Raw genomic sequence first — 22,562 nt, 5'->3', positions numbered from 1 at the left:
TGGTTCTTTTGTCGATATTGGGTTGGGTTATTCGCCACACATTGGTTATGCTTGTTGTATACAAAGCCAGACGGGGAACTTACCCATGCCCAACGCCGCGCTGACAGACCGTTTTGGTCGCACCGTCAACTATGTGCGTCTGTCCGTCACAGACCGCTGCGATTTCCGGTGCGTGTACTGCATGGCCGAGGAGATGACCTTCCTGCCACGGCAGCAGGTGCTGACGCTTGAAGAGATTGCCCAGGTGGCAAAGACCTTCGTATCCCTGGGCACCGAAAAGATTCGGTTGACCGGGGGAGAGCCGCTTGTCAGACGGGGCATTCTGGAACTGGTCAAGGAAATCGGCACATTTGGCCTACGGGACTTCGCCATGACCACCAATGGCAGCCAGTTGCCCACCATGGCAGAGCCACTGCGCAAGGCCGGGCTCAAACGATTGAATATCAGCCTGGATTCCCTGGATGCCGAGAAATTCAGCCGCATCACCCGCACCGGCCGGCTTGCCCAGGTTCTTGATGGTATAGACGCTGCAAAAGAGGCGGGGTTTGAGGGCATCAAACTCAATACCGTTGTCATGAAAGGTGGCAACGACCAGGAAGTACCAGAGCTGGTTGAGTTTGCCCGCAAAAAGAAAGTGGACATTACCTTCATTGAGGAAATGCCACTGGGTGAAATTTCCGATCATGATCGTGGTCAGGTGCTGTGCACCAGCGACGAAGTGCGCGATATCATCAGCCAGCGCCATGAGCTGGTTCCCACACCGGAAGATTCCGGCGGCCCCGCCCGCTACTACCGCATGCCGGACAGCGACATTCGGGTCGGTTTCATCTCGCCCCATTCCCACAATTTCTGCTCTACCTGCAACCGCGTTCGGGTCACGGTGGAAGGCCGTCTGCTGCTATGCCTGGGCAACGAGCATTCCGTTGATCTGCGCCGCGTGCTGCGCGGCCACCCGGAAACCGATGACAAACTCCGTGAAACCATCATCAACGCCATGGACCTGAAACCGGAGCGCCATCACTTTTCCAGCGAGGGTGACGTTCAGATTCTTCGGTTTATGAATATGACCGGCGGCTAGCTTCCAGCTGAACCAGCCTTGCGCCGCTGGCGTATCCTTCGTACCACATCGTGGCGATCATGGGTGATTGCTGCCCCAGGTATGGAGGTCGTTTCCCGCTATGTCCAATCTGATTCTGATACTCGGTGACCAGCTGACCACCGCCATCAGCGCACTCGACAACGCTGACAGAAAACGAGACAGAATCGTGATGGCAGAGGTCCACGACGAGGCCAGCTACACCAATCACCACAAGAAAAAACTGGTTCTGCTGTTCAGCGCCATGCGCCATTTCGCACAGCGGCTGGAGGATGATGGCTGGCAGGTTCACTACCAGACTTACCACCCCGATAACGAAACCCGAAATCTCGAGTCTGTCATCGCCAATCAGCTCAAGGAAACCGGCGCTGACAGGGTGATCACGACAGAGTGCGGCGAGTGGCGATTGCACGAGCAGGTTAGCCATTGGCATAAGCGCCTGGGTGTGCCGGTCGAGATCCGGCCGGATACGCGTTTTATCGCCAGCAAGCAGGCGTTTTCGGACTGGGCAGAGGGGCGTAAACAGCTGCGAATGGAATTCTTCTACCGGGAAATGCGACGAAAAACCGGTTTGTTGATGACGCCAGATGGCAAGCCTGAGGGCGGCGAATGGAATTTCGACGCCGACAACCGCCGTAAGTGGACGGGAAAACCGGCGGCTCCGGCTCCCTACCGCGTTGAGCCCGACAAGGTGACTCGGGAGGTGATTGAGTTGGTAGAGCAACACTTTACCGAACACTTCGGCACCACAGAGGATTTTCACTTTGCCGTCACCCACGAGGACGCAGAGCAGGCATTGGAGTACTTCATCGATTTCGCCCTGCCCTGTTTCGGCGACTTTCAGGATGCCATGTCCGACAATGAAGACTGGCTGTTCCACTCCATCCTGTCGCCCTACATCAATTGCGGCTTGCTGGATCCACTGGCCGTCTGCGAGGCCGCCGCACAGGCCTGGTATTCGGGGCGTGCGCCGATTAACGCAGTGGAGGGCTTTATCCGCCAGATCCTGGGATGGCGTGAGTTTGTGCGGGGTATCTACTGGTTGCATATGCCAGGGTACGCACAGGAAAACCGGCTCGGTAATACCCGTTCCCTGCCCTGGTTCTACTGGACCGGGAACACCAGGATGCGCTGCATGCACAAGGCCATTGATGCCACTCGTCGCAACGCCTATGCACATCATATCCAGCGGCTGATGGTGACCGGTAATTTTGCGCTGCTGGCCGGCGTCAAGCCGGAGGAGATCTGTGACTGGTACCTGGCCGTGTATGCCGATGCCTACGACTGGGTGGAGCTACCCAACGTGCTGGGCATGGTGATGCACGCAGACGGTGGCTATCTGGGATCGAAACCCTATGCCGCCAGCGGCAAATACATCCAGCGCATGTCGGACCACTGCAGCAACTGCCACTACAAGGTCAACAAGGCCACGGAAGACGACGCCTGCCCGTTCAATGCGCTCTATTGGCATTTCATCAATCGTCATCGGGCAGACTTTGCCAGCAATCCGCGCATGGGCATGATGTACCGCAACTGGGACAAGCAGAAACCAGAAAGGAGGGAGGCGCTGCTCCAGCGTGCCGACAACTTGCTGGCACACCTGGAGCAACTCTGAAAACGGAGAGGGGCTGGCGCGACTATGGGCGGATGCGCTTCTCGCTGTCCGGGTCGAAAAACACGACCTTTCTCATGTCGAACATCAGCTCCGCTTCTTCACCCCAGTTCACCGGGTGTTCCGCATCCAGCCGGCACTGCACATCAACATTGTTAAGGCGAATCACGGCGAGGATGTCCGGCCCGGTGGGTTCGGTCACCTCCACCGTAAACCGGCTCTCGGCCACCATCTGGCTATCCCTTTTCTGTTCATCTGGCTGGCTTATGTGCTCCGGTCGGATGCCGAGTACCACCTGTTTACCGGCCCAGCCCTTCAGGTAATCCGGCACTGGCAGGGCAAGTTTCCGGCCATCGCTACCCTCAACGTTGACCACCAGGCCTGATCCAGCCTGCTCTACCGTCACATTGATAAAACTCATGGACGGCGAGCCCATAAAGCCCGCCACAAACAGGTTCTCCGGCGTGTCGTACACTTCCTTCGGCGTGCCCAGTTGCTGCAGTTCGCCGTCTTTGAGCACCGCGATCCGGTCCGCCAGCGTCATGGCTTCGATCTGGTCGTGGGTCACGTACACAATGGTGGTTTTCAGGCGCTGGTGCAGCTTCTTGATTTCGGTGCGCATTTCCACCCGCAGCTTGGCGTCCAGGTTGGACAACGGCTCATCGAACAGATAGATCTTCGGCCTGCGAGCCAGGGCGCGCCCCATGGCGACTCGCTGCTGCTGACCGCCTGAAAGCCGGGCTGGTTTTTTGTCCAGCAATGCGGAAATCTGCAACAGGTCGGCCACCCGCTCCACTTCCTGCTGGATCTCGTCTTTCGGCATGCCGCGGATTTTCAGGCCGAAGGCAATGTTCTCGCGCACCGACATGGTGGGGTACAGCGCGTAGGACTGGAACACCATGGCGATGTCCCGGTCCTTGGGCTCCATGTTGGAGATGTCGTTGCCATCCACCACGATTGAGCCGCCGGTAATGGTTTCCAGGCCGGCGATGCTGTTCATCAGGGTCGACTTGCCGCAGCCGGACGGCCCAACGAGGGTCAGGAACTCACCGGATGCAATGTCGATGTTGATGCCCTTGAGGGTCTCATCGAGGGCCCCCGGGTATGTCTTGCGGATGTCCCGCAGTTCAAGTTGTGACATGTTGTTTTACCCTTTAACGGAGCCGGCCGTCAGGCCGCGTATAAAGTACTTGCCGGCCACGATGTACACCACCAGCGTTGGCAGGGCGGCAATCATGGCGGCGGCCATATCCACGTTGTATTCCTTCACCCCGGTGCTGGTGTTCACCAGGTTATTCAGGGCCACGGTGATGGGCTGGCTGTCGCCACTGGCGAACACCACGCCGAAGAGGAAGTCGTTCCAGATCTGAGTGAACTGCCAGATCAGCGACACCATGAAGATAGGCGTGGACATGGGCAGAAGGATGCGGAAGAAGATGGTGAAAAAGCCGGCGCCGTCGAGCCGGGCCGCCTTCACCAAAGCGTCGGGAATGGCCACGTAATAGTTGCGGAAAAACAGCGTGGTAAAGGCCACCCCGTAGATCACGTGGACCAGCACCAATCCAGCGGTGGTGTTGGCCATGCCCAGCTTGCCAAGGGTGGCCGCCATGGGCAGCAGCACCACCTGGAAGGGCACAAAACAGCCGAACAGCAACATCCCGAACAACAGATCCGAGCCCTTGAATTTCCACTTCGACAGCACGTAGCCGTTAAAGGCACCCAGCAGGGTGGAAATCATCACCGCTGGCACCGTCATCTTGAACGAGTTCCAGAAATACCCTTTCACGCCCTCACACTGCACACCGGTGCAGGCCTCGGACCAGGCCTTGGTCCAACCGATGGTTGTCCAGTCGGTGGGCAGTGCCAACAGGTTGCCAGAGCGGATATCCATGGGCGTCTTGAAACTGGTGATCAACATCACGATCAGCGGAATCAGGTACACCAGGCAGGCCAGAAGCAGCACGCCATAGATGGCAATGCGGCTGGGGCGAAAGCCGGTACGAACCATATCAGTCATGGCGTTTCTCCCTCAGTTCGGAATACAGGTAAGGCACCAGCAATGCCAGAATCGCACCCAGCATCAGCATGGCGCTGGCAGAGCCCAGCCCCATCTGGCCACGGGTAAAGGTATGGGCGTACATGAACACCGCCGGCAGGTCGGTGGAATAGCCCGGGCCACCCGCCGTCATCGCCATCACCAGGTCAAAACTCTTGATAGCAATGTGGGCCAGCACCATCACGGAGCTGAAGAACACCGGCCGCAAGGACGGCAGGATGATTTTCCAGTAGATCACCGGCAGGCTGGCACCATCCACTCGGGCAGCACGGATAATGGATGAGTCGACGCCCCGCAGCCCGGCCAGAAACAGCGCCATCACAAAGCCGGAGGCCTGCCAGACAGCGGCCATCACAATGGTGTAGATGGCGAAGTCGGAGTTCACCAGCCAGTCGAAGCTGAAGGACGTCCAGCCCCAGTCGTGCATCAGTTTTTCCAGGCCCAGGCGCGGGTTAAGAATCCAGCGCCAGACGGTGCCGGTGACAATCATGGACAGCGCCATGGGATAGAGATAAATAGTCCGGATCGCGCCTTCCTGGCGGATGCGCTGGTCCAGAAAGATCGCCAGCACCACGCCGATCAACAGGCAGATGCCGATAAAGAGCCCGCCAAATATCGCCAGATTCCATGAAGCGACGATCCAGCGCTCGCTCTCCATCAGCTTGGCGTATTGCTCAAGGCCGACGAAATTGTAACTGGGCAGGAAGCTGGAATTGGTAAATGACAGCACGCCCGTCCATAGCATGTAGCCATAGATCCCGATGCCAACCAGCAGGAAGGTCGGGGCCACCACCAGTTTGGGCAACCAGCGCTGCAGGCCATCCATCAGGCCAGACGATGCCCTGGCCACCCCGGTGGCGCGACGTTGAGTGTGTTCCATGAGGAATCCCCTGAAGAAACCCGAAGGCCGCCCACCGGGCGGCCTGATACGGCATTACATGGCGGACTGGATGGCGGCTGCCAGCTGGTCCGTGGTTTTTGCCGGGTCCGGGTTGTTGGAGTTTACGAAGTTGGTGACCACATCGAAGATCTGGCCCTGGATGTAGCTGGTGGTCGCCAGGCCGTGGGAGAAGCTTGGCACCAGACCGCCGTCATCCGCGCTGGATTTGAAGGTATCCATCGACGCCTGGGCACAGGTATCGAAATCACTCATGTCCATGTCGGTACGAACCGGGATTGAGCCCTTGTTCTGGTTGAACAGGGTCTGGAATTCCGGTTCCAGGATGGTTCGGGCGAGATCCTTCTGGGCCTTGATGTCCTCCTCCTCGGACAGCGTGAACATCGCGAAGGAATCCACGTTAAAGGTGAACTGGCCTGCGGTGCCCGGCGCCGGTGCGCACAGGTAATCCTCTCCCGGTGTCAGGCCGGCCGCGGTGAATTCGCCCTTGGCCCAGTCGCCCATGATCTGCATGGCCGCCTCACCGCGAATCACCATGCCCGTCGCCGTATTCCAGTCACGGCCCGCGGCATCGTCATCCACGTAGCTCATGACCTTGGCGAACTGTGCGAAGACCTCTTCCATTTTGGCGCTGTTGATCACGTCCATGTCGTGCTCGACAAACGCCTTGCGGTAATCATCGGGGCCCAGCTCAGCCAGCGCCACGGCATCGAATACCGTTGCGTCCTGCCAGGGCTGGCCACCGTGCGCGAGCGGAATATAGCCTTCAGCCTTCAGCTTATCGGCCACTTCAAAGAACTCGTCCAGCGTAGTGGGAACCTCAACACCAACATCTTTCATGACCTCCGGGTTCACCCACAACCAGTTCACCCGGTGGACGTTCACGGGCACAGCCACGTACTCGCCTTCGTATTTCATAACGTCGGAAATCATTGGCGGTATGAGCTGATCCCAGTTCTCCGCCTCAGCGACGCCGTCGAGGCTGGTCAGAAAACCCAGCTCCGCCCATTCACGAATATCCAGGCCCTTGATCTGGGCGGCAGCAGGAGGATTGCCAGAAACGGCGCGGGTTTTCAGGACGGTCATGGCGGCTTCACCACCACCGCCGGCTACGGCAAAGTCTTTCCAGGTGTGGCCCTGCTCTTCCATCATTTTCTTGAGAGCGGCCGCAGCACGCGCTTCACCGCCGGCGGTCCACCAGTGCAGAACCTCGACTTCTCCGGCCTGAACGGCCGCTGTTGGCATCAGGGCGGCAGAGACCGCCAGAGCTGTAAGATGACGCTTGAACGATTTCATATCATGACTCCTTATTCTTGTCGTGGAGACGTTTGTCAGGCTCAGAACCAGACTTCCATCTGGGTACCAAAGGTCCATTGGCTGCCACCAAAGTCTTCCTGCCCCAGGGCATCGCCGCCGTCGTAGCGGTTAAGCTCGTCGTCCCAGGTGGAGTAGGTAGCAAAAACCCGAATTTCCGGGCGGTTCCAGAAGCCGCCTACCTGAGGCTTGAAAGTCGGTGCAATGGTAAAGCGGGCGTAGTCGCCATCCACATCACCACGGCCTTCGTAGCCTTCGGTTTGCAGGTCCATCACCTGCCAGGAGGCTTCGTACTGCATTTCAAAGTTGGCGCCCAGTTCGTTGGCCAGGCGGGTGTTGAAGGTCAGCCATTGGTACTCGGCCCCTTCCACGTAGCGGTCCTTACTGGTTTCTGCCAGGATTGCCGTGGTAGGCCAGCATGGTTTGCACACCTGAGTCAGCGGCCTCCATAACGCCCCCTACGACACGCTCATCGTTATCCGCAGCAGACATACCATTGATCAGCCACTGCACGTTGCCGAAATAATTATTGGCGGTAAGGATGGCTTCGAGATAGGTATCCGGCTCGTTACCCAGCCGACCCACGGCCCCACCAACAGAGCCAGCGGGGGTCAGGTAGGGGCCGCCGGGAGCACTTTTACCATCGCTGTTGAGCAGCAGGCCCGAACGGGCGTAGGTGTTGAAGGAGAAGCCCTGCTCACCCTTGGCATGGGGTTCGACCTCAGCCAATTGTTGCTCCAGGGCGGACAAGCGTTCTTCCACGCTCTCCTGGGCATGCGCCTGGACGGCAAACAACCCCAACGACGCCACGCCTACGGCGGCTGTCAGTCTGTGAAGGGGACTGGCGCCCAGGATCAGGGCAGAACGATACGTTTTATGGGTATTCATAATGACTCCTTGTTTTTGTTGTATTAGCAATATCGGAGTCTATGGCAATACCTCGGGGAGGAACGTATCAAACTGAAAGGCCGATGTAACACGGTTGTTACATGCCACCTCAATGTCGGGGCAGCGTGAGGGTGACGTCCAGGCCACCGCCTGGCCAATTCGCGATTTCAAGGTCGCCACCATGGCTTTGGGCAATGTTACGGGCTATGCCGAGACCAAGCCCATGCCCCCGCCGGTGTTCCTGGCCCAGGCGGTAGTAGGGCTCGAAAATCCGTCCAAGTTCGGCCTCCGGAATACCCGGCCCGTAATCCCTGACGTGGATCGTCAACTGCTCTGGAGAGTCCTCCACACAGATGGTCGCAGAGTCCCCATACTTGACAGCGTTGTCCACCAGGTTACCCAGGCATCGTTTGAGCGCCAGTGGTTTGCCGCGATAAGCCGCGCAGTTTCCTTCCACGACTACCCGCGGGCTCTCTCCTCCATACGCTTCCGCCATTCGCCGTAACATGCCGTCAATATCAACCAACTCCACGTTTTCATGGATGTCGGTGTCCTTCATCCCCTGCAAGGCCCCCTTCACCAGCAATTCCAGCTCCTGAAGGTCGCTCTCGAATCGCTCGCGAATGTCGGCATCGTCAATCAGGTCGGCGCGCAGGCGAAGCCGGGTTATCGGGGTTTTCAGATCATGGGAGATGGCGCGGAACAGCTGATCCCTGTCGCTGATGTAACTTTGTAGCCGCCGATGCATGGTATTGAAGCCACGGGTTACCGCCACAATTTCCGCACTACCCTGCTCTCTCAATGGTGATCGGTGTTCATCCAGTGGCAGGTCCCGCGCTGCCCTGGCCAGCTTGTGCAGTGGTCGGGTCTGGCGACGCACCAGCCAGGCCAGCACCGGGAACAGAACCCCTATCATCACCAGGATAAACACGATCTGCTGGCCCGGGATGCTTTCATCATCCAGCGAGACATAGGGCGCCGGCAACAGCGAAGCCAGGTACAGCCACTCTCCTGTAGCAATCTCCACCTGGGTCACCAGAACAGGTGGTTTGATGGGTTCCAGTGTCAAAGCATAGTGAGCCCAGGATTTCGGCAACGCATCCAATGGCAACTGGGTATTCAGTATTCGCAGATCATCGGGGTGAACAAATTCCACGTGCAGATTGATCGATTTGCCCAACCGGCTTTTCAACACCGCCACGACTTCGTCTGTCACCAGGCGCTTGCGTTCACTGTCAGGCAACGCACGCATATCGATGTGTTTGTCGTTGAGGGAGACAAAAAAGCGGGAGCCTCCCATATCCCGCAGCTGGTCCAGCACGATATGCCGGTATTCCAGTGGCAGAGACTTGAAGAACTGTGTCGTTGCCGCCGCTGATGAGGCCAGGTTGCGGGTGGTGTTCACCAGGCCCTCCACCTGTTGGGCGCGGAATGTGCCTACCCAGATCACACTGGAGGCGACCTGGGCAACGCCCATTGCCAGCAGAGTCAGCAACAGGATGCGTCCGAGAAGCGACGAGGGCACAAGACGCCAGACCTTGCGGCCGGTTTCTACGGCCCCCTCATTATTCCGCGCCATGGGTCACCGTTGCCGCCAGCAGATACCCTGCCCCTCGCACCGTCTTGATTAGCCTGGGGCTGCGCCCCTGATCTCCCAAGCGCTGGCGCAGGCGGCTGACCGCCACATCCACCACCCGGTCCAGCGGCATGGACTCCCGCCCCCGGGTAACGCCGGAAATGGTGTCACGGTCCAGGACTTCATTGGGGTGTGCCAGGAACAGTTGCAACAACGAAAAATCCGCGCCGGACAACGGCGTGGCCTCTCCCTGGTCCGAGATAAGCTCATGGGCCTGGGTGTCCAGCCGCCAGCGATCAAAGCATACGAACCGGGGATTGTCCGCACGATTGAACCCGGAGCGTCGCAACAGTGCCTTGACCCGGGCCTGCAACTCCCGGGCGCTGAAGGGCTTGGCCAGGTAGTCGTCGGCACCGATTTCAAGGCCGACCACACGGTCGGTTTCGTCCGAGCTCGCGGTCAGCATGATGATCGGCACCTGTGAGTGCTCACGAATCTCACGGCACAGCGTGAAGCCATCGTCGCCCGGCAACATGACATCAAGGACAATCAGATCGACCCGTGCCTCTGACAGAGTGCGGCGCATACTGTCGCCCTCGGCCGCGGTCATGACATCGTAGCCGACACGAGACAGGTGCTCATGCAACAATTCACGGATTGCCAGGTCGTCGTCAACAACCAGAATCGATGTTTTTACATCAGACATTCATAAGCCTTTATTGTTATTCATTCGAGCGGGGAGATGCCTGAACTTTGTCGGGCCGCTGTCAGACAAAATAACGCAAAACCCACATCCAAATGCTAGTCTTCAGTCAGCATTGTCAACAAAAGGGATGACACGGTCATCATGGATCTTCGGCCTATGGCCCTGAGCGTACTCGGCACCCTAGCTGTTTCCGTGTGCCACGCCGGGCCTCCCACACTCACTCTCTACACATTTGAATCCCCGCCTTACCAGATGCCTGCACAGACAGCGGATGGCGTAGCGAATGTGGTTGGCGAAACCGTAGATACCGTGACCTGCGCGGCCAACCAGGCCGGCTGGTCCACGAACATTCGGCTCGCTCCCCAGAACCGGGCTGCGCACTCACTCAGCCGCAATCTCATTGACGGATACTTTGCCATAGATCCGTCCACAGAGCTGGATATCACGGCAAAAAGAAGTGACCCGGTATCGCTGGAGAAGTGGTACCTTTTCAACACAGAACCCGGCCCCATCCCAGACACCGCCCGTATCGGCGTTGTCGACGGCAGCAACGAGAAAGCCTGGCTCGAAGCCAATGGTTATAACATTTTTCTGAGCGTGTCATCACCAAGCCAATTGCCAGCCCTGCTCAGGCGCGGGCGAATTGACGCCGCTCTGATGGATGAGCGAACCATGAGTGGCCTGCAACACATGGAGGGTACGGGTTACAACGAGTTGAACGCACACTTTCTTCGCTACGCGCCGCTGTATCTGTATATGAGCGAGAATTTCACCGCCAACAACCCGGGCTTCATCTCAAGCTTTAACCGCTATCTACCCGGGTGCATGGAGGGGCAGATTACACTCTCCGCAGAGGAGGACAAGCGCATAAGGCAATTGGCGGACCGGCTGTTCAGCGAGCTCGACAGCATGCTGGACCTGCAACAAGCCATTGATGCCGGCCCACGCCTCGAAACCCTGGCGGACGTACTGACCTTCGACAGCATGTGGCAGGCACGGGCACCGGAAAAGGCAACCGACCTTGCCACTACCATACTTGAGTTGCCGGGATCGCGAACTCTGAATGCCTGGACGCTTACTCACCCGGAACTGGTCACCGAGGCATTGCTCTCCAATAACATGGGCACTCTGGTCGCCATGAGCCAACTTACCTCGGATTACTGGCAGGGGGATGAGCCAAAGTTCAACGCTGTCGTATCAAACATCCGCTCCGGCTTAACCGGGCTGGAGGCCATGTACCTTTCGGACATTCGATACGATGCCTCGACGTCCCGCTTTCAGGTGACGGTCAGCGCCCCCGTTGGGCCCGTTACCGACAAGCTGCCAAAGGGCGTTATCTCCCTTGGACTCGACATCGAAGAGGCGCTGGCGAACAGCCGGCCTCACTGAGATTACGGCGGGCCGATTTCGCAGGCCAGCACCAGCGCCCAGAATTCCGAAAAGTCATTGACCACCACATCCGGCTTATCCGGATGCTTGTGAGTGCCCGGAAAGATCCGGTTCAGCCAGGGCAAATCCCACTGCGCACCGTTGAAAAACACCGCCGTCATGCCGGCGCGTTTGGCGGCTATCACGTCTGTGGTGCTGTCACCTACGTACCAGACGCTCGGGTCTGGCGGGTAATCCAGCTTCTGCACGGCAAGATAAAGCTGATCGGGATGAGGTTTTCTCAGCGGCGTGTCGTCTCCACAGACGTCCACATCAAACAGATGCGTCCAACCGGTGTCCTCTACGGCGGCCAACTCATGCTCGAAGAACTCCCGGTCACGATTGGTAATAACACCCACCTGAATATTGATCCGCCGAAGTCCCTCAAGAACGGCCCGCACCTTCGGCTCAAAGGCTTTCACCGTGCCGTAGTGCTCGCGGTAGTGACGATTGAACGCTTTGTGGGCGATCTGCTTGGCCTCCTGATCCTCCCCGAACAAGACCTCGAAAATATCGGTGCGCGAAATCTTGCGGTCGGCCCGAACCTTGGGGTGAAGCTTGGCAAACTCCCGCACGTAAGCCACCAGCCGAGCGTCTTCCGGTGTCTTGCTGTCTTCCGGCGCCAGCATACGGCTGACCAGGCCCAGTTCCTCGAATTCCGGGAACATATCATCCACCGCGTGATACATGGCGTCCAGGGTATCCACCAGCGTGGCGTGCCAGTCGAACAACACCACCGACGGGCGGATCAGGCTGACAACGGCAGGATGCCAATCCGGCTCAATGCGGGGCTGTGGCGGTTCCGGCCGAGGATAGGGCCGTGGCCGGACTTCCGCCGGAGTGGCCCGAAACGCCTTTGGCTGATGTCGCTCCAGCAACGCCAACAGGTCTATGAGGTCTTCGAAGCTGTCCAGTATGGCGGCCGGAGCGTCGCGATAACTGAACCAACTGTCAATTCGATCCGGCTCCCAACAGGCGCCATTGTAGAAAACACCCGATACCCCGGCACGGTTGGCCGTGAGCATATCCACGTAGCTATCGCCCACATACCAGGCCTGTTCGTCGACTGGCAGCCCCAGTTTCTCCAGCACGCGGGTAATCACTTCCGGGTCGGGCTTGTACTCGGTGACATCGTCAGCGCACACCGTAGCGTCAAACAGGTTGCTCCAGCGCCCCTCGTCCACCATGCTCAGCTCCTTGTCCAGGAACTCCCGGTTGCGGTTGGTGGACACCGCCAGCTGGATGCCCATTTCCTTCATGGCGGTCAGGTACTCGTAGGCGCCCTGCTGGAAGGGCCGCACCTTGCCGAAGTATTTCCGGTAACAATCATTGTAGGCTTTATGGGCAATCAGCTTGGCGTCTTTATCGTCGCCAAAGATGGCGTTGAAGATATCGGTTCGTGATACCCGCCGTTCCGCCAGAATGCGCGGGTGCAGCCGCCTGAAGATCCGTATGTAACGGACCAGGCGAGCATCGTCTGAGGTGCGACATTTGTCCTCGGGCAGCAGCCGGTCCACCAGGCCCAGGTCTTCCAGCTGCGGCAGCACCTCTTCCATGGCGCTGAACATGGCGTCGTGCGTATCCACCAGCGTGCCATGCCAGTCAAACATCAATACCGAGGGTGCGGGCAGTCCATCGCTGAATCGGGCCATAATCAGTTTCCCGTTGGTTTCTTCGCGGTCTCCACGTGAACCACCCGCCCATTACGCAACTTGACGATGCGGCGGAACTGGGTCTTTCCAGTCTCGTACAGCCACTCTTCCACAGGCACCAGTTGATCGGCACGGTAGTGACCGGCGACCGTTGATCCACGGCCAACGGGTTCCCAGGTGACCCGCCGGGAAAGCGGCTCGCCGCAATAGGCCACCATTTCGAATTCGCTGAGCCCGCTTTGCAGCCGCGCCGGAGAGCAGTCACCGGCACTGTCGCCGGCGAAGCCATAGCCCAGGCTGTGCTCATGCCGGAGCTTGCCATTCCTGAATTCAAGGCGGCGAATAAATCCCTGTGGGCCGGGGTTGTAGTACCAATGCTCGACTTCGCCCACAACACCTATTCCGGGAACGGTGGCCGTTGGGTAGGTCGCTACGTAATCCGGCGCACCGCAGCGCTCTTCAACCTCCACTGGCCAGTCGCCGACGTCCACCAGTGACGAGCCACAGCGAAAAGCACCATTGGCGGCACCCGGCAAGGCAGCCAACCCCGGAAGAACCAAAAGTAACAACACTCTGATTGATAACGGCAACCGCATACCTTTCCTCCCCTGAACGCTCCTAACCTTCCATAGTAGAAGCATGAAAAGGAGTTGGGCACCCGTAAATCGTAAAAAACACGTAAACAACCACCGTCTGATCCTCGGCAATCAACGTTCACTGTTCAAAGGACCACGACTCATGGCCGGTTGGGTTGGTAGTGGACTTTTCAAACTGCGGCCTCGCTCGAAGATGTTTCAAGGGTCTCCTCCATATCAACGGTTGAAATACATCTTAAGACCCCAACGAATCAGGTTACCTACGCAATAAGGAGGACACATATGGCACGCCCACAAGACCTGTTTCCGACACGCCTCGAACGCAAACTGGGCATGTTTGAGCGACTGGATCCTGTGGTACACACCCCTTCGGAGCGCCTGTCAGACGGCCCACTGTCCGCCAAGCAGGTGCGAGAGTTCGACGAGAGGGGTTTCTGTTTTTTGATTCCTTCTTCTCCAAGGACGAGATGGACGGGTTTATCAAAGAGCTTAAAGACTACGAGGACGATGACGACCTCAAGCTGTCTGAGGGCACCATTCTTGAGCCCGGAAAGGAGGAGATTCGATCCATCTTCGGCATTCATGACATTTCGGAGCGCTTTGACCGGCTGACCCGTGATGCTCACCTTCTCAACATCGTGCGTCAGTTGCTGGACAGCGAGGTCTACATTCACCAGTCGCGGATCAACTACAAGCCCGGTTTCAAAGGCAAGGGGTTCAACTGGCATTCCGATTTCGAAACCTGGCACAGCGAGGATGGCATGCCGCGCATGCGCAGCCTCAGTTGTTCCATCGTGATGACCGACAACAACGAGTTCAACGGCCCGTTGATGCTGATTCCGGGTTCCCAGAAGTATTTTATCCCCTGCGTCGGTCGCACGCCGGAGGACAACTACAAGGAATCCCTCAAGAGCCAGGATCTCGGGGTGCCGGACGCCGCCAGTCTGACCCGGTTGATGGACGAGAACGCCATTGAGGCACCGAAGGGCCCACCGGGGTCGTTGATCATCTTCGAGTGCAACACGCTGCATGGTTCCAACGTGAATATGTCGTGCTGGCCGCGAAGCAACCTGTTTTTCGTTTACAACAGCGTTCACAATACTCTGGAAGAGCCTTATTGTGGCAATAAACCACGGCCTGAATTTCTGGCCAACCGGAAAAATCTGGAACCATTGAAGCCGGTCAGGAACCCATAACGGTCTTGGCGGACAAACGGCAGGCGAACAACCATGAAAATTGGCGAAATTTCGAAAACCACAGGCATTCCGGTAGAAACCATTCGCTACTACGAAAAAATCGGGCTGGTGCCGGCACCCGACCGCCTGGCCAGTGGCTATCGCCAATACCGGCAAAGCCACCTTGATCGTCTGCTGTTCATCAAACGTTGCCGTAACCTGGATATGGCACAGGACGAAATCCGGGAGCTCATACGCCTGGCCGACCAGCCGGACTCTGATTGCAGTGAGGTGGATGCCCTTCTGGCTCGGCACCTCAGCCATGTACGCGAGCGTTTGCAGGAGCTTGAAAGCCTGGAAGATACCCTTGAACAACTGCAGCATGCCTGCTCCGAAGGCCGTACAGTCAGCGAGTGCGGCATCCTCGGCGGACTGACTTCGGAGCCGGCCCACGAAGCGTCCTCCGGCAACCACAACCATATTCCCGGCACTCACGGCTCTCGTTGAACACCATTTTCGCGACGGGGTTTGACTCTGTAGTAGCTACAGGGTTTTTAATGAATACAGTCTCACATAAGGAGGTATTCATGGCCTGCAGTAGCTGCTCCGCCCCCAACCCAAAATCCCCCGCTCCAGGCTTTCGAAAGGCATTGTGGATTGCGCTTTGGGTCAACCTTGCAATGTTTCTGGTGGAAGGCATCGCAAGCCTTCAATCCGGGTCGGTGTCGTTGATGGCCGATGCCATCGACTTCTTTGGCGACAGCGCCAACTACGTGCTGTCCCTGACCGTACTTTCCATGGGTATGCTTTGGCGCGGCCGGGCCGCCCTGGTGAAAGGTATTACGATGGCCGTTTTCGGTGTCATCGTACTCGCCCGGGCCATCTGGGTACTTCAGAGCGGCATCACACCGGAGCCGCTGACCATGGGGGTCGTGGGCCTTATGGCACTGGTGGCAAACGTCGTTGTGGCACTGATACTGTTCCGCTATCGGGACGGTGATTCTGACATGCGCTCGGTGTGGCTGTGCAGTCGCAACGATGCTATCGGCAATGTCGCTGTCATGGTGGCCGCCCTGGGGGTATTTGGTACTGGCACCGCGTGGCCTGACCTGGCCGTGGCGACCATCATGGGCGGCTTGGCTATTACCGCGGGTGTCAGCGTAGTGCGTCATGCCCGGAAGGATATTGAAGGCGCCAAACAGGCGTCAGTCAGTTCCGCCAGCCCGGAAGTCCGATAACTCGTACTGGCTGGCCCACACGGCCCTGACCACGAAGGCCTGCCGCGAATACTGCGGCCACAAGCCACCACCAGGAAACGGAACCACCGCCACCACCGCCTCCGGAATCCGAGCCGGTGGCTTCCGGCGTGCCTGATGTCGGTTCAGCGTCGTCCGGATCTCCCGTCGTCCCAGACTCATTGTCGGTAACCGCAATTTCCGTCAGTATCGAATCGTTTATCGGCCGGATATCCTTAACGTCACCGCTGTTGCTGGCCAGACTCACATTCTGCAGCAAACTGAAAGTCGGGCGATCGCCGGCAACCGCGTGAACGCTGAGCTGAAGCCCCGTTCTAGCCTGTATTTCACCACAGTCATAGGCATCGGTGCCCAGCAAGGTACAGGCTGCGCCACCTACACTGACGCCAAGCAAGCGCCCCTCCTGATCACCGATAGCCCCTGCAACGACAAGGCCGTCTGCTGGCTCGGCAGCCCGGCGATACGCAATGTCGAAATGCGCCTGAAACGACGACTGAGCCTGAACCTCACTCGGGTTTCCGGAGACGGCGGTGAGCCCCGCATCCGCCGGGAAGTTAAAACATTGTTCGACCGAATTTAGCTGGGAAATCCTGTTGGTAATGGCATCGTCGGAGCACTGGGAAAACTGCGTGGCCGAGGACACCACATAAGGGCTCATGATATTTACGCCTTCATCGCACCCATTATCTGGCGAGTCGTGGCTTGCCCCCAGGTTATGGCCAATCTCGTGGGCGATCACAACCGCAGTGGTTGCGTTAGAGTTATAAGCATTGGTAATACCGGAGGCATAGCCTTGCGAGTAACACACCGTACCAACCCACGCCAGACCTGCCGTGGAGCCAGCAAAATCGCGACCACTGATCAGGTGAAATATCGACCGTTCGCTTTCCAGGAACGGTAAAATTCGGCTGCCTCTCCGGGCAGTTACGTCGTCCAGCAGGGTTCCCGCATCCGTGGTGCTGTCGAACGTCCCCGGCCCGGTGAACGTCAGCGATAAGGTATCGAACACAATCCCGAACTGATCGGCGTAGAAGCCCTCCACCATATTCAGTATGGCTCCTGCACGGCCCTGGAAGTCGCCCGGGAAGCGATCCTGGAACTGCTGGTCAAATGCCAGCTCAAGTTCCAGCATCAAGCAGGCGCCGTCTACCTTGTTTGCGCAGAGTGTGTCGTAACTGGCGGAGACCGCCTGCGCCATGGCACGACCGGTCAAGCTTTGCGGAGTGATGAATGTTCGGCCATGGAGATGATCAAGACCGCACTGCGGCGCCTCCAACTGGCTGGTACTAAAACTGGTCACGCGACTGGCACGAGGGGCATCGCCGATGGCATGCATACGCCCGAAAACGTACGCCAAGCCTTCCCAACCGCTGTCCAGGCGGGAAACCCTCACCCAACTGTCCGGGTCTTCCGGGAAGTGCCCTTTATAGTGAGTGCCGGCAAGGTCGGAATCCCGGGTGTTGTCCACCCGCAAGTTCTCCTCCAACACCGCTGCGTAATCATGGCCGTCGATCCAGATATCACGAGCCGTGCTGGTGTCCGCAACCACAGGGGTTACAGCAAGGAGCATGAGGGTGATTATGGCCGCAACAACCTGTATAAACTTGAACTGCATTGAACATCCCTGTTTTGTTGTTTAAAGGGGGTGCACAAAATCTAATCACTTCGCAAACAGGGCACCAGGCGTTTTGCGTAACGCCGTGTATTTATGACACACACACGATCACCACAACTGTTCCCTTACTGGCCGAGATTCACGGTACTGGCAGCGCTGCTGGCGGCTGCATTCCTGTGGCCGGCAAGCGCTCTGGAATGGTCTCGTGAGGGTATTCCTGGCGGCGAGTACTGGCGGCTGCTCACCGGCCACTGGACCCACCTGGGCCCGAACCACCTGCTACTCAACCTGGCGGGGCTACTGGTAACCGGCCTGTTGTTCACAAGGCATCCCCCCCTGCCGAGCTGGATAAGCTACCTGATTCTCTCCCCTCTCGCCATCTCTTCAGGCCTGTTTCTGGCGGCGCCCGAGGTTGACTGGTATCGGGGGTTTTCAGGCTGTCTTCATGGGCTTCTGGTGTTTACGGCCTTGTTCAATATCAAAACGGATACCCGCTGGAGCATCACCATACTGGCATTCATTCTGCTGAAGATGGCAACGGAGGTGTTTCTATACCCGGCGGTTGGCGAAAACCCATTGATTGGGGGCCATGTCATCGTCCAATCCCACTGGCTTGGCGCGCTCACCGGCCTGATAGCGGGCTTGTTCACCTTACGCACCGCTCCCCGGGTTACGGCATAACCAGGGCCACCATCACCGGAATAAACGCCAGGGCAAACAAGGTGCTCAGCAAGGCAGTGCCGGCGGCCTGTTTTGGCGCGGTGTCCAGCAGCGTGGCTATGACCACCGTATTGGCGGCAATGGGCGTTATGGAAATCAGGAAAATCGCCTGGTAGACGGCCAGGTTATAGATACCGAAGAAACGGGCATCCAGCCACCAGAGCAGGATGGCTGCCAGCGGCCAGGACACGAACTTGCCGAAGAACGCCAGGCCGGTAAAACGCGGGTTGCCCGCCAGCCCGCGAAAACTGAGAATCCCCATGCCAATAATCATCATGCCGAGGACGCTGTAGGCCCCACGAAGGTTGTCGAAAAGCGGCGTGAAAACATCCGGGATGGAAAATCCGTTCAGGTTCAGCACAACCGCCAACATAAAGGCGTAGACCGAAGGCAGCCGCGCCACCCTCACGAGGGAATCCTTGAGGCTGTACCGTCCCCGGGCGGCCAGATAGAAGCCCACGGAATTCTCGAACAGCGTCGTACCCAGCATGCACACGATATAAAGCGCCAGTCCTTCCTGACCAAACAGCAGCAATGCCACCGGTATGCCAAAATAACCGGTATTGCCCGTGCCCACCGACAACGGAATAAGACTGGCACTGCCGTCCGAGATTATTCCGCGGGCAATCCTCATGTGCGCAAAACCGAGCACCGAACACAGCGTAAAAACCAGTAGTGGCAACAGGATCACTTCCGTCGAGAGCGGTGCCGCCATAACGCCGGAAAACACCACAGAGGGCGTTACAATGTAGAGCATGATACCGGCGATGTGTTTACCGCTGGCCTGAAGATAACGCCCGGCAACCCAACCCAGGGCAACCGTGATATACAGGGGGAGCAGTTTGTAGAACAGTGCGAGGGCCGCGGCCATGCTGACTCCGGTACAGGGCAAGAAAGGCACCGAGTTTAACACCAGCAGGAATATTGATTCAGCCGCTAAGACAAACTGGTTTAATTTATTTTGAATGTACCTATCCAGATGCCAAACTCCGACAACCGACTCAGCCAAGGTGCTCCCATGAAACAGGAACCGATTGCCAGCTCATCGCCCCCCTGCATGCTGGCAGAGCGACACCGGGATATTATCTGGCATGAGCCCGCGCCGGAGTCCCATGCGTTACTCAGTGGGCTCAGCCACTGCTTTGGCATTCATCTGAGCAACGACAGCGACAACCCCCAACAGCGCTTCGTCAGTGAACTGGGCGGACTGTTCCAGAAATGCCGGGTGGACGCTGAAACCGATCTGGAGCGACACAACCGCCCCTGGGGTAACGTGTACCTGATCCAGCACGGTGTGCTTCGACTGTTCCGGGAATCACTGGCGGGAAAGGTGGCCATCCACCATTTTTTCACGGAAGGGGATCTGATCTGGCCTGTCTTTGGCAGAAGCCGAACTTCCCGCAACACCCTGTGCCTCACAGCCGTTACCCCCGCAACACTCTGGGTGGCCGATTTTTCCGCGTTCCGGGCAGCAGTCCAGGCACAGGGGGATGGCGCCTGGGAAAAGTTCGCCATTGTGCTGACGGAGGAAGTCGCCGAGCTGACCAGCATGAGGGAGTTCCGCAAGCAAACCATGCCGGCCCAGGAGCGTTACCGGCTGTTGCTGGACGAGTATCCCGAGCTGATCAAGCGGGTGCCGGACAACCAGCTGGCGTCGTGGCTGGGCGTGGTGCCGGCAACCTTCTCAAGGCTGAAAAAGGCGTCCGGCAACGGCCGCAGCTCGGGATAATCCATCGAACAGTGTCATTACAGGTTCGAGCTGAACAACACGTCACACTTCGTCTATTGCGTACACCTGTACGCTGAAGTACCGTAGCGGCATGACAGAACCGAACCAGGTACCCATGAAAGCTCGCGAGAACCCCGAAGAATCCGTCCATCACCGTATCGAGGAATGGCTGAACAGTGCCACCCACGGCCTCGGCGCCCTTCTTAGCGTGATCGGCACGGTTGCATTGATCGTCGCGGCCAGCCAACTGGGTGATGTCTGGAAGGTTGTAAGCTTCAGCATTTTTGGCGCGTCCCTAATCATGCTTTACCTGGCATCGGCGCTTTACCATGGCGCTCGCCATCCCCGGATGCGAGCACTGTTCAAGACCCTGGATCACTGCGCCATCTTCGTGCTGATCGCCGGCACCTACACCCCTTTCCTGCTGGTCAACATGCGCGGCACCAGCGGCTGGACCCTGTTTGCCATCATCTGGTCCCTGGCGGCTACCGGCGTGGTTCTGAAAGTCATCTTCCAGAACCGCTTCAAACTGGCACGTGTAGGTATCTACATTGCCATGGGTTGGCTGATCACCTTCGCCTCATCGGACCTGGTAGCTAGCATCAGCGAGACAGCCCTCTACCTGACCATCGCGGGTGGCGTGGTCTATACAGCCGGCGTCGGCTTCTACCTTGCGGACCGCATTCCCTACATGCATGCGGTATGGCACCTGTTCGTCATCGGCGGCAGCGCCCTGCACTTCAGCGCAATCTACTACGGCGTCCTGCCCCATACCCTGTGACAGCGTGACCGTGCCATAACGGCCAGACGAGCCGGATTTTGGTTATACTGTATAACCTCACCATGTCGGGAGCCGAACAATGGCAAAGTGGCTGGTCAAGACCGAACCGTCCGAATGCAGCATCGATGACTTTGAGAACGCGAAGGATCAGACCATCCCCTGGGACGGAGTGCGCAACTATCAGGCGCGAAATTTCCTGCGGGAAATGGCCGAGGGGGACGACGTGTTTGTTTACCACTCCAGCTGCAAACACATTGGCGTGGCGGGGATTGTCCGCGTCGTGACTTCCGCCTATCCGGACCCGACCCAGTTCCGGGAAGATTCGCCCTACTACGACCCCAAAAGCACACCGGAAAAACCGCGCTGGCAGGCCGTGAATATGGCCTTTGAAAAAAAACTGCCACGACTGATCCCACTGGATGAAATCAAGTCCCTGCCAGGGCTTGAGGGTCTGGCATTGATCAGGCGTGGCAACCGCCTGTCGGTGATGCCCGTTACTGAAGAGCAGTGGCGGATCATACTCGCCAACGCCTGAGCAAAGTTCCCGCTACCCAATCCGCCCTACTCCCTTTAGAATTCAGGCTCCGCGATCGTTATGGAGTTGCTGTTTTCCCATGTCTGCCCAACCAAGCCCTACAACCGGATTCGAACAACTGCGCCGCATAGAGTCCAGCCGGATCTTCCAGAGCGTGGTTATCGGCATTATCATCCTGTCGGCGCTCACCATTGGCGCAAAGACCTATGAGCTTCCGCCACTGGTGGAGGGTTCCCTTAGCGTGATGGACAGCGCCATCACCGTATTTTTTCTGATAGAAATCCTGTTCCGCTTTGCTGCCTGCCCCAACAAGAAACGCTTTCTGATGGATGGTTGGAACCTGTTCGATACACTGGTCGTGGTTGGTAGCCTCATCCCCCTGGACAACTCCGACGCCGTGCTGCTTGGTCGATTGTTGCGTGTGTTCCGGGTGTTGCGCCTGGTCTCTGTGGTGCCAGAGCTGCGCTTCCTGATCAACTCTCTTCTGAAAGCCATCCCGCGCATGGGCTACATCGCCCTGTTGATGTTTATCATTTTCTACATTTATGCGGCCATGGGCTCAATGTTCTTTGCCGACGTGGACGAGACCCTTTGGGGCGATGTCGCCATAGCCATGCTTACTCTGTTCCGGGTGGCAACCTTCGAGGACTGGACGGATGTGATGTATGCCACGATGGAATCCTACCCGCTCAGTTGGCTCTACTACCTGACGTTCATATTCCTGACGGCCTTCGTATTCCTCAACATGATGATCGGGGCTATCCTGGAAGTCATGAGTGAGGAACAGAATGCGGAGCAGGCCCAAAAAGCCCACGATGAACGGGACGAGATCGCACGCCAGTTAAAGGCGGTTCAGCAACAGTTGCAGGAACTGACGAAGCAGGTATCCGAGAAATCCGGGGGGCGCTGACCTCCGGAGTCGTTGGCCA

General features: G+C 58.0%; 22 protein-coding genes and 1 pseudogene. 11 read left to right on the top strand and 12 right to left on the bottom strand.

Going from position 1 to position 22,562, the window contains the following annotated elements; translation table 11 throughout:
• The first annotated feature begins 85 nt into the window (after nucleotides 1-85).
• Together moaA and SIC19_RS14140 are read left to right on the top strand one after the other, a co-directional pair.
• Nucleotides 86-1,078 carry a GTP 3',8-cyclase MoaA gene (gene moaA / locus SIC19_RS14145; protein ID WP_127401844.1) on the top strand — a complete coding sequence of 331 codons (993 nt, stop codon included), beginning with the start codon at nucleotides 86-88 and terminating at the stop codon, nucleotides 1,076-1,078.
• Nucleotides 1,079-1,178: 100 nt separating this feature from the next.
• The gene (locus SIC19_RS14140; protein ID WP_127401845.1) at nucleotides 1,179-2,711 is read left to right on the top strand and encodes a cryptochrome/photolyase family protein; all 1,533 of its coding nucleotides are present in this window, start codon (nucleotides 1,179-1,181) and stop codon (nucleotides 2,709-2,711) included.
• A gap of 22 nt (nucleotides 2,712-2,733) precedes the next feature.
• On the opposite strand, the gene SIC19_RS14135 is transcribed toward SIC19_RS14140, so the two are convergent.
• From SIC19_RS14135 to SIC19_RS14100, 8 genes are all read right to left on the bottom strand, one after another.
• Nucleotides 2,734-3,849, bottom strand: a complete 1,116-nt coding sequence (locus SIC19_RS14135; RefSeq protein WP_127401846.1) for an ABC transporter ATP-binding protein — start codon at nucleotides 3,847-3,849, stop codon at nucleotides 2,734-2,736.
• Between the two features lie 6 nt (nucleotides 3,850-3,855).
• Nucleotides 3,856-4,725, bottom strand: a complete 870-nt coding sequence (locus SIC19_RS14130) for a carbohydrate ABC transporter permease (RefSeq protein WP_036208880.1) — start codon at nucleotides 4,723-4,725, stop codon at nucleotides 3,856-3,858.
• Nucleotides 4,718-5,644 carry a carbohydrate ABC transporter permease gene (locus tag SIC19_RS14125; RefSeq protein ID WP_036208877.1) on the bottom strand — a complete coding sequence of 309 codons (927 nt, stop codon included), beginning with the start codon at nucleotides 5,642-5,644 and terminating at the stop codon, nucleotides 4,718-4,720. Before SIC19_RS14125 ends, SIC19_RS14130 begins: the two co-directional genes overlap by 8 nt.
• A gap of 54 nt (nucleotides 5,645-5,698) precedes the next feature.
• Nucleotides 5,699-6,958: an ABC transporter substrate-binding protein gene (locus SIC19_RS14120; protein WP_127401847.1), complete on the bottom strand. Its 1,260-nt coding sequence runs from the start codon at nucleotides 6,956-6,958 to the stop codon at nucleotides 5,699-5,701.
• Between the two features lie 41 nt (nucleotides 6,959-6,999).
• The gene (locus tag SIC19_RS14115; protein ID WP_267285176.1) at nucleotides 7,000-7,347 is read right to left on the bottom strand and encodes a carbohydrate porin; all 348 of its coding nucleotides are present in this window, start codon (nucleotides 7,345-7,347) and stop codon (nucleotides 7,000-7,002) included.
• A gap of 10 nt (nucleotides 7,348-7,357) precedes the next feature.
• Nucleotides 7,358-7,864: a carbohydrate porin gene (locus SIC19_RS14110; protein ID WP_267285177.1), complete on the bottom strand. Its 507-nt coding sequence runs from the start codon at nucleotides 7,862-7,864 to the stop codon at nucleotides 7,358-7,360.
• Nucleotides 7,865-7,973: 109 nt separating this feature from the next.
• On the bottom strand, nucleotides 7,974-9,443 hold the full coding sequence (locus tag SIC19_RS14105; protein ID WP_127401848.1) for an ATP-binding protein: 1,470 nt from the start codon (nucleotides 9,441-9,443) through the stop codon (nucleotides 7,974-7,976).
• Nucleotides 9,430-10,146 carry a response regulator gene (locus SIC19_RS14100; RefSeq protein WP_091642905.1) on the bottom strand — a complete coding sequence of 239 codons (717 nt, stop codon included), beginning with the start codon at nucleotides 10,144-10,146 and terminating at the stop codon, nucleotides 9,430-9,432. The genes SIC19_RS14105 and SIC19_RS14100 overlap by 14 nt, the downstream gene beginning before the upstream one ends.
• 141 nt (nucleotides 10,147-10,287) lie before the next feature.
• Here SIC19_RS14100 and SIC19_RS14095 point away from each other — a divergent pair, with 141 nt between their 5' ends.
• On the top strand, nucleotides 10,288-11,535 hold the full coding sequence (locus SIC19_RS14095; RefSeq protein ID WP_127401849.1) for a substrate-binding periplasmic protein: 1,248 nt from the start codon (nucleotides 10,288-10,290) through the stop codon (nucleotides 11,533-11,535).
• Between the two features lie 2 nt (nucleotides 11,536-11,537).
• On the opposite strand, the gene SIC19_RS14090 is transcribed toward SIC19_RS14095, so the two are convergent.
• Nucleotides 11,538-13,226, bottom strand: a complete 1,689-nt coding sequence (locus SIC19_RS14090) for an HAD family hydrolase (protein WP_127401850.1) — start codon at nucleotides 13,224-13,226, stop codon at nucleotides 11,538-11,540.
• Between the two features lie 2 nt (nucleotides 13,227-13,228).
• Nucleotides 13,229-13,822 carry a DUF2845 domain-containing protein gene (locus tag SIC19_RS14085; protein WP_036208860.1) on the bottom strand — a complete coding sequence of 198 codons (594 nt, stop codon included), beginning with the start codon at nucleotides 13,820-13,822 and terminating at the stop codon, nucleotides 13,229-13,231.
• A 282-nt stretch (nucleotides 13,823-14,104) separates the two neighbouring features.
• Here SIC19_RS14085 and thpD point away from each other — a divergent pair.
• From thpD to SIC19_RS14070, 3 genes and pseudogenes are all read left to right on the top strand, one after another.
• Nucleotides 14,105-15,018, top strand: a pseudogene (gene thpD, locus SIC19_RS14080) (ectoine hydroxylase).
• Between the two features lie 33 nt (nucleotides 15,019-15,051).
• A complete protein-coding gene (gene cadR, locus SIC19_RS14075; RefSeq protein ID WP_085679212.1) occupies nucleotides 15,052-15,504 on the top strand; it encodes a Cd(II)/Pb(II)-responsive transcriptional regulator in 453 nt (150 codons plus the stop codon).
• Nucleotides 15,505-15,584: 80 nt separating this feature from the next.
• A complete protein-coding gene (locus tag SIC19_RS14070) occupies nucleotides 15,585-16,235 on the top strand; it encodes a cation transporter (RefSeq protein WP_041334016.1) in 651 nt (216 codons plus the stop codon).
• Here SIC19_RS14070 and SIC19_RS14065 read toward each other — a convergent pair.
• Complete coding sequence (locus SIC19_RS14065; RefSeq protein WP_127401851.1) at nucleotides 16,207-17,868, bottom strand: M12 family metallo-peptidase; 1,662 nt, start codon at nucleotides 17,866-17,868, stop codon at nucleotides 16,207-16,209. The two genes, SIC19_RS14070 and SIC19_RS14065, sit on opposite strands and share 29 nt — an antisense overlap.
• Before the next feature lie 93 nt (nucleotides 17,869-17,961).
• On the opposite strand from SIC19_RS14065, the gene rrtA reads away from it, so the two are divergent.
• The gene (gene rrtA, locus SIC19_RS14060) at nucleotides 17,962-18,549 is read left to right on the top strand and encodes a rhombosortase (protein WP_127401852.1); all 588 of its coding nucleotides are present in this window, start codon (nucleotides 17,962-17,964) and stop codon (nucleotides 18,547-18,549) included.
• Here the strand turns inward: rrtA and SIC19_RS14055 are convergent.
• On the bottom strand, nucleotides 18,539-19,459 hold the full coding sequence (locus tag SIC19_RS14055) for an AEC family transporter (protein ID WP_127401853.1): 921 nt from the start codon (nucleotides 19,457-19,459) through the stop codon (nucleotides 18,539-18,541). The genes rrtA and SIC19_RS14055 overlap by 11 nt on opposite strands.
• Nucleotides 19,460-19,606: 147 nt before the next feature.
• On the opposite strand from SIC19_RS14055, the gene SIC19_RS14050 reads away from it, so the two are divergent.
• The 4 genes from SIC19_RS14050 (at nucleotide 19,607) to SIC19_RS14035 (ending at nucleotide 22,543) form a co-directional block, all read left to right on the top strand.
• Nucleotides 19,607-20,317, top strand: a complete 711-nt coding sequence (locus SIC19_RS14050; protein ID WP_085679204.1) for a Crp/Fnr family transcriptional regulator — start codon at nucleotides 19,607-19,609, stop codon at nucleotides 20,315-20,317.
• Between the two features lie 91 nt (nucleotides 20,318-20,408).
• A complete protein-coding gene (gene trhA, locus SIC19_RS14045) occupies nucleotides 20,409-21,098 on the top strand; it encodes a PAQR family membrane homeostasis protein TrhA (RefSeq protein WP_081899296.1) in 690 nt (229 codons plus the stop codon).
• A 79-nt stretch (nucleotides 21,099-21,177) separates the two neighbouring features.
• Nucleotides 21,178-21,633, top strand: coding sequence for an EVE domain-containing protein (locus SIC19_RS14040; RefSeq protein ID WP_127401854.1), 456 nt, complete (start codon nucleotides 21,178-21,180; stop codon nucleotides 21,631-21,633).
• A gap of 79 nt (nucleotides 21,634-21,712) precedes the next feature.
• Nucleotides 21,713-22,543 (top strand): ion transporter, encoded by an 831-nt coding sequence (locus SIC19_RS14035; protein WP_041334003.1) that lies wholly within the window; start codon nucleotides 21,713-21,715, stop codon nucleotides 22,541-22,543.
• Nucleotides 22,544-22,562 lie beyond the last annotated feature (19 nt).

Origin of the sequence: Marinobacter sp. MIT930201 (assembly GCF_047122665.1) — a bacterium.
Taxonomy (GTDB): domain Bacteria; phylum Pseudomonadota; class Gammaproteobacteria; order Pseudomonadales; family Oleiphilaceae; genus Marinobacter; species Marinobacter salarius.
Note: the sequence above shows the minus strand (reverse complement) of the source record. Positions and strands in the feature narration are given on the sequence as shown.